The sequence below is a fragment of the Streptomyces sp. NPDC058469 genome, assembly GCF_042721125.1.
Lineage (GTDB): Bacteria > Actinomycetota > Actinomycetes > Streptomycetales > Streptomycetaceae > Streptomyces.
In genome coordinates this window covers 1-7,114 of sequence record NZ_JBHXME010000285.1, presented here as the reverse complement: position 1 = coordinate 7,114, position 7,114 = coordinate 1, and the positions used below count along the sequence as shown (strand labels likewise).

Genomic DNA, 7,114 nt, shown 5'->3' with positions numbered 1-7,114 from the left:
GAGAGTCGGGGGGCCCCACCCGCTCGCGCGAAGCCGTGCGGGAGGGAGCGCGGAGCCGCGAAGCGCAGAGCACGGTGGGGCTCTCGACACCGGCTCCCGGCGCCCCGAAGGCGACCGAACCAAAAGAGGTGCGCGCGTGGGTGCCTGATCAACACGGGCCCACCCACGCGGCACGAACTCAACACCGGCCCAGGCACCCGGCCTTCGCCACACCGGCCCAGGCTCCTCGACCACTCACGTCAGTCGTGCCAAGCGCCGAAGTCCTCCAACAGCCGCTGGAGGGGCTCGAAGACGCCCGGGGTGCCCGCGATCGCCAGATCGCGTGCGGGGCGCTCTCCCGGGCGTCCACCGGTCAGGGCGCCCGCCTCACGGGCGATCAGGTCGCCTGCTGCGAGGTCCCACGGGTTCAGCCCCCGCTCGTAGTAGCCGTCGAGCCGGCCTGCGGCCACGTCGCACAGGTCGACCGCGGCGGAGCCGCCGCGCCGGATGTCGCGCAGCAGGGGGATCAACTTCTGGGCCACGTCGGCCTGGTGGGCGCGGACCTCGGTGACGTAGTTGAAGCCGGTCGAGACCAACGCCTGCTCCAGGGGCGGCGCGGGGCGGCAGGCGAGCCTGCGTTCGCCCTCCCACGCGCCCGTGGCCCACGCCCCGCCGCCGAGCACCGCGTGGAACGTCTCGCCGCGCATCGGGACCGCGACGACCCCGGCGACGGTCTCGCCGTCCAGCTCGGCGGCGATGGAGACGGACCAAGTGGGCAGTCCGTACAGGTAGTTGACCGTGCCGTCGAGCGGGTCGATGATCCAGCGGACGCCGCTGGTGCCCGTGACGGAAGCGCCCTCCTCGCCCAGGAAGCCGTCATCGGGGCGCTGTTCGGAGATCAGGTCGGTGATCAGCTTCTCGGCCGCGATGTCCATCTCGGTGACGACGTCGATCGGGCTGGACTTGGTGGCCGCGACCGCGAGGTCGGCCGGGCGGCCGTCCCGCAGCAGGGCGCCGGCCTTGTGGGCGGCCTCCTGGGCGAGTGCGAGCAGTTCCTGGTGCACGGGGTCGGTCACGGCGCTCCTCAGGCGTAGGGGCTGTCGGCGCCCGCGGCGGCGGGGCGGGGGGCGCGGGCCGGGCAGCAGCCCACCGGGCAGAGGTTGTGGCCGGCGCCGAGCGCGCCCAGGGCGCAGGGTGTGACCTGCCGCCCGCTCTCGACGGCGGCGCGCTCCAGGACCAGCTCGCGGATGGCGGCGGCGAAGCGCGGATCGGCGCCCACGGTGGCCGACCGGCGTACGGGCAGGCCCAGTTCCCCGGCCTTGGCCTTGGCCTCCGTGTCGAGGTCGTAGAGGACCTCCATGTGGTCGGAGACGAAGCCGATCGGTGCCATGACGACCGCGGGGACGCCGGCCGCGTGGCGCTCCTCCAGGTGGTCGCAGATGTCGGGCTCCAGCCACGGGATGTGCGGAGCGCCGGAGCGCGACTGGTAGACGAGCTGCCAGGGGTGGTCGACGCCGGTGCGCTCGCGGACGGCGTCGGCGATCAGCCGGGCCACGTCCAGGTGCTCCTCGACGTACGCGCCGCCGTCTCCGTGGTCCTCGACCGGGCCGGAGCTGTCGGCTGCGGCGATCGGGATGGAGTGGGTCGAGAAGGCGAGGTGCGCGCCGTCCCGGACGTCCTCGGGGAGCTCGGCGAGGGACGCGACGACCCCGTCGATCATCGGCTCCAGGAAGCCGGGGTGGTTGAAGTAGTGGCGCAGCTTGTCGACCTTGGGGAGGTCCAGGCCCTCGGCCTGAAGGGCGGCCAGGGAGTCGGCGAGGTTCTCCCGGTACTGGCGGCAGCCCGAGTACGAGGCGTAGGCGCTGGTGGCAAGGACCAGGATGCGGCGGCGGCCGTCGGCGACCATCTCGCGCAGGGTGTCCGTGAGGTACGGGGCCCAGTTGCGGTTGCCCCAGTAGACCGGCAGGTCCAGGCCGTGGTCCGCGAAGTCCTTGCGGAGGACGTCCAGGAGGGCGCGGTTCTGGTCGTTGATCGGGCTGACCCCGCCGAACAGGAAGTAGTGCTGCCCCACTTCCTTGAGGCGTTCCTTGGGGATGCCTCGCCCACGCGTCACGTTCTCCAGGAACGGAACCACGTCGTCCGGGCCTTCGGGGCCGCCGAACGAGAGCAGGAGCAGGGCGTCGTAGGGGGTGGCATCGAGCACGTCTGGCATGCCTCCGATCCTGCCACCCGTCACTGACAGCCGGGAAACGGCGGGGTGCCGGACGGAGGCCTCAATGGAGATCTGAACGAAGATCCGGGCGGAGATCCACGCGCGTCACGGGCGGGTGCATCGGGGCCGACCTGCTCGTAAGCTGTATCAGCCGCATTCGCACCTTACCGAGCCGCCACCGCATCACTACCGATCCGCCCCCTGCTCCTTTCCGACCGGAGAAACCGTGCCCAGCCCCTATCGCGCCCTGTTCGCCGCACCCGGCTCCAAGGGCTTCTCCGCCGCGGGGTTCCTCGGCCGTATGCCCCTGTCGATGATGGGCATCGGCGTGGTCACGATGATCTCCCAGATCAACGGGCGCTACGGGCTCGCGGGCGCGCTGTCGGCGACCATCGCGCTGGCCGCCGCCGCGATCGGGCCGCGGATCTCGCGATGGGTCGACCAGTACGGGCAGCGGCGGGTGCTGCGGCCGGCGACGCTCGTCGCGCTGACCGCGGCGGCCGGGCTGCTGCTGGCCGCCCGCTTCGAGTGGCCGGACTGGGTGCTGTTCGTGTGCGCCGCCGGCATCGGATCGGTGCCGAGCCTGGGCGCGATGGTCCGCGCGCGCTGGGCAGCCGTGTACCGGGGCACCCCGCAACTCCACACCGCGTACTCCCTGGAGTCCGTGGTCGACGAGGTGTGCTTCATCTTCGGGCCGATCATCTCCATCGGACTGTCCACGGCGTGGTTCCCGGAGGCCGGTCCCCTGCTCGCCGCCTGCTTCCTGGCGGTCGGTGTCTTCTGGCTGACCGCCCAGCGCGCCACCGAGCCCGCGCCGCACCCACGCGCGCGTGGGGACAAGGGCGGTGGTTCGGCGCTGCGGACGGCCGGTCTCCAGGTCCTGGTGGCCACCTTCGTGGCGACCGGGGCGATCTTCGGGGCGGTCGACGTGGTCACCGTCGCGTTCGCCGACGAGCGGGGCCACAAGGCCGGCGCCAGCGTGGTGCTCGCCCTGTACGCGGCGGGCTCCTGCGCGGCGGGAGTCGTGTTCGGGCTGCTGCGCTTCCGGGGAGCCCCCGAACGTCGATGGCTGCTGGGCATATGCGCGATGGCCGTGAGTATGATCCCCCTCCTACTGGTCGGAAACCTGCCGCTTCTGGCCGTGGCGCTGTTCCTTGCGGGCCTGTCCATCGCACCCACGATGATCACGACGATGTCCCTCATAGAAGAGCACGTACCTCGCGCGAAGCTCACCGAGGGCATGACCTGGGTGAGCACCGGCCTGGCGGTCGGGGTCGCGCTCGGCTCTTCCGTCGCCGGCTGGGTGATCGACGCAGCCGGCGCGCGTGCCGGGTACGGGGTTCCGGTCGTCGCCGGTGCCGTCGCGGTCGCGGTGGGTTTCCTCGGGTACCGCCGGCTCAACAGACCGGCGCCGGGTCGGGGAGGCACCGTTGAGCACCACAGCGAGCGCGAAGAACGGCATGTGGCGTAACTGGGGCGGTACGGTCGCGTCCCGGCCCGCGCGGGAGGTCACGCCCGCCTCCGTCGAGGAACTGGCCGCGGCCGTACGGAGGGCCGGTGAGGACGGTCTGACGGTGAAGGCCGTCGGTAGCGGGCACTCCTTCACGTCGATCGCCGCCACGGACGGTGTGTTGATCCGCCCTCAACTGTTGACCGGGATCCGCACCATTGATCGCGATGCCTTGACGGTCACGGTCGAGGCGGGCACCCCGCTCAAGAGACTCAACATGGCTCTCGCGCGCGAGGGTCTGTCGCTCACGAACATGGGCGACATCATGGAGCAGACGGTCTCGGGCGCGACCAGCACCGGCACGCACGGCAGTGGCCGCGAGTCGGGTTCGATCGCCGCCCAGATCAGGGGACTTGAGCTGGTCACCGCCGACGGCTCGGTGCTCGCCTGCTCCGCGAAGGAGAACCCCGACGTCTTCGCGGCCGCCCGCGTCGGCCTCGGCGCCCTAGGGATCATCACCGCGATCACCTTCGCCGTGGAACCCGTCTTCCTGCTCACGGCCCGCGAGGAGCCGATGACCTTCGACGAGGTCACCGGGCGCTTCGACGAACTCTGGGCCGAGAACGAGCACTTCGAGTTCTACTGGTTCCCGCACACGGCGTCCACCAACACCAAGCGCAACAACCGCAGCGCGGGCCCGGCGCGGCCCGTGAAGCCCCTGGCGGGCTGGTTCGAGGACGAGTTCGTGGCCAACGGCCTCTGGCAGGTGGCCAACTGGGTCGGCCGCGCGGCGCCCGCGAGCATTCCGACCATCGCCCAGATCTCCACCCGCGCCTGGTCCACCCGGACGTACACGGACATCCCCTACGAGGTCTTCACCTCGCCCCGCCGGGTGCGGTTCGTCGAGATGGAGTACGCCGTCCCGCGCGCGGCCCTGGTGGACACGCTGCGGGAACTCAAGGCGATGGTCGACCGTTCGGACTTCAGGATCAGCTACCCGGTGGAGGTCCGCACCGCTCCGGCGGACGACATCACCCTGTCCACCGCCTCCGGCCGGGACAGCGCCTACATCGCCGTGCACATGTTCAAGGGCACGCCCTATCAGGCGTACTTCACCGCCGCCGAGCGCATCCTCACCGCGCACGAGGGCCGGCCGCACTGGGGCAAGGTGCACACCAGGGACGCCGAGTACTTCGCCGGGGTCTATCCGCGCTTCGGCGAGTTCACGGCGCTGCGGGATCGACTGGACCCTGATCGCCGGTTCCAGAACGACTACTTGCGGAGGGTGCTGGGTCAGTAGCCGACGCGCTCGGCGTGGGCGTCGGCGTACCGCCGCCGTCCGAAGCGCTGGGTGTCGGGGTCGGACTGGACGTCGCACCGCCGCCGTCGGTCGAGCCGGATGACGTCTCCGGGTGGGCCGACGAACCGTTCGGGGAGCCGGACGGGGATTCGGCCGGACTCGGCCCGTCGTCACCGGACTTCGGGGGCGACGACGTGTCGTGGCCGGTGACGGCGGCGCTGACCGTGGTCCCCTTGCCGCCGCTGAAGCTGTCGCCGGACACCAGCTCGTACACGGTGATCCCGGTCATGGTGACCCCGAAGACGAGGGCCGCGGCGAGCACCGGGCGCTTCCAACTGCCCACCCGCGCGCGGTAGACGGTGCCCTCCGTGAACCGGCCCGGGGGCGCGGGGGTCTGCTCCGGCGCCTTGGCCGTGACCGTCGCCTCCCGGAGCTGTGCGCCGGTCCGGCTGAAGAAGTGCTGGAAGACGGAGCCTCCGGAGGTGGCTATCGCGCTCACGACGCCGGCGCCGAGGATCGTGCCGTAGACCCCGAAGTAGGAGGCGAGTTTGGCGGCCACCACCGCCGCCACCGCACTGCCCGCGACTTGAGGGACGCTCAGATCGATCCGCTTCTTACCGACATCGGGCCTTACACGCATTCCGGGTTCTAGCCTGCCTTTCCCGTACCTGATCAACTATCTATACGACAAAGGGACGTACGGCCGAAACCAATAGTTCCGTTTCCGGCTATTGCGTGAAGTACGCCACTTTCAAGATCGCGCGAACCCCGCGCCGGACCGCCAAGTCCCGCCTGCCGCAAGAAGATGGGCGGCGTGCCAATCCACGCACGTGGTCCAAATGGAGTACTGTTGCGAGCCCTGGGTGTGGTCTCCTGCCAGGGCGTCCGGGACCTCATCGGGCCGCCCACAGAGGGCCAGTTGCACAGGGTGACGCGGTTGGTCACTTAGCGTTGCGAATAGGTAACCGTGCCATAACGGCGAGTCAGGGCCCGCGCCCGACACGCCGGGCAACTCGGCAAGGTTGTGGCAGGCTGCACCCGGGCAGGCCACACTCGACTAGCGGAAGCAGCGACGCACGTGACGTCGGCAGGCACCACCCGGGAGGTTCCCATGCCCGAACTGCGTGTCGTGGCCGTCTCTAACGACGGCACACGGCTGGTGCTGAAGGCTGCGGACAGCACGGAGTACACGCTTCCGATTGACGAGCGTCTGCGCGCCGCTGTACGCGGCGACCGTCCCCGCCTCGGCCAGATCGAGATCGAGGTGGAGAGCCATCTCCGCCCCCGAGACATCCAGGCACGTATACGTGCCGGCGCCTCCGCGGAGGAAGTCGCCCAACTAGCCGGTATCCCCGTCGACCGAGTACGGCGCTTCGAGGGCCCCGTCCTCGCTGAGCGCGCCTTCATGGCCGAGCGCGCCCGGAAGACCCCTGTCCGCCGCCCCGGTGAGAACGCGGGACCCCAACTCGGCGAGGCCGTCCAGGAGCGACTGACGCTGCGCGGCGCCGACAAGGACACCGTCCAGTGGGACTCCTGGCGCCGCGACGACGGCACCTGGGAAGTCCTCCTGGTCTACGTCGTCGCGGGCGAACCGCACTCGGCGAGCTGGACGTACGACCCGCCCCGGCGGCTCGTCCAGGCCGTCGACGACGAGGCGCGCTCGCTGATCGGTGAGTCGGACGATCTCGCCAGCACCCCCGAGCCCAGCTTCCCGTTCGTGCCGCGGATCGCCCGGCTGCCCCGCGACCGCCCACTGGACCGCGCCCTGGAGCGCCCGGAGCGTCCCGCGCTGCCGTCGCCCGAGCCGGTCGAGGAGAGCGAGCGCGACTCGCTGACCAGCCTCCTGGAAGCGGTACCGAGCTTCCGCGGCGACATGGTGGTTCCCGAGCGCCCCTCGGAGCCCCCGGAGGAGCCAGCCGTGGAACCGGAGGCGGAGGAGCCCCCGGCCCCTGCCGCCTCGGCCGGTTCGGCCTACGCGGACGTCCTGATGCCCCGCTCCGTGGGCGCCCACCGCGACCGGCTCATCGGCTCCACCGACCGCCAGGCCGAAGCGGACGGCGTCCGCCCGGGCCGTAGAGCGGCGGTCCCGAGCTGGGACGAGATCGTCTTCGGGACGCGCAGGAAAAAGCAGGAGTAGTACGTCAGTTGTTCGTACGACGAGGAGGGCCCGCGC

6 protein-coding genes are annotated in these 7,114 nt (G+C 71.1%); 3 read left to right on the top strand and 3 right to left on the bottom strand.

Annotated elements, in window-relative coordinates:
• Nucleotides 1-239: 239 nt before the first annotated feature.
• Together ACFWP5_RS51180 and ACFWP5_RS51175 are read right to left on the bottom strand one after the other, a co-directional pair.
• Entirely contained in the window at nucleotides 240-1,055 is an 816-nt protein-coding gene (locus tag ACFWP5_RS51180; protein ID WP_384173915.1) for an inositol monophosphatase family protein, read from the bottom strand.
• An 8-nt stretch (nucleotides 1,056-1,063) separates the two neighbouring features.
• Complete coding sequence (locus tag ACFWP5_RS51175) at nucleotides 1,064-2,191, bottom strand: ferrochelatase (protein ID WP_384173912.1); 1,128 nt, start codon at nucleotides 2,189-2,191, stop codon at nucleotides 1,064-1,066.
• Between the two features lie 226 nt (nucleotides 2,192-2,417).
• Between ACFWP5_RS51175 and ACFWP5_RS51170 the strand changes: the two genes are divergently transcribed.
• Nucleotides 2,418-3,662, top strand: coding sequence for an MFS transporter (locus ACFWP5_RS51170; RefSeq protein WP_384173909.1), 1,245 nt, complete (start codon nucleotides 2,418-2,420; stop codon nucleotides 3,660-3,662).
• Nucleotides 3,622-4,941 carry a D-arabinono-1,4-lactone oxidase gene (locus ACFWP5_RS51165; RefSeq protein WP_384173906.1) on the top strand — a complete coding sequence of 440 codons (1,320 nt, stop codon included), beginning with the start codon at nucleotides 3,622-3,624 and terminating at the stop codon, nucleotides 4,939-4,941. Before ACFWP5_RS51170 ends, ACFWP5_RS51165 begins: the two co-directional genes overlap by 41 nt.
• Here the strand turns inward: ACFWP5_RS51165 and ACFWP5_RS51160 are convergent.
• On the bottom strand, nucleotides 4,865-5,581 hold the full coding sequence (locus tag ACFWP5_RS51160) for a hypothetical protein (protein WP_384173903.1): 717 nt from the start codon (nucleotides 5,579-5,581) through the stop codon (nucleotides 4,865-4,867). The two genes, ACFWP5_RS51165 and ACFWP5_RS51160, sit on opposite strands and share 77 nt — an antisense overlap.
• 471 nt (nucleotides 5,582-6,052) lie before the next feature.
• On the opposite strand from ACFWP5_RS51160, the gene sepH reads away from it, so the two are divergent.
• The gene (sepH, locus tag ACFWP5_RS51155) at nucleotides 6,053-7,078 is read left to right on the top strand and encodes a septation protein SepH (RefSeq protein ID WP_384173900.1); all 1,026 of its coding nucleotides are present in this window, start codon (nucleotides 6,053-6,055) and stop codon (nucleotides 7,076-7,078) included.
• Nucleotides 7,079-7,114 lie beyond the last annotated feature (36 nt).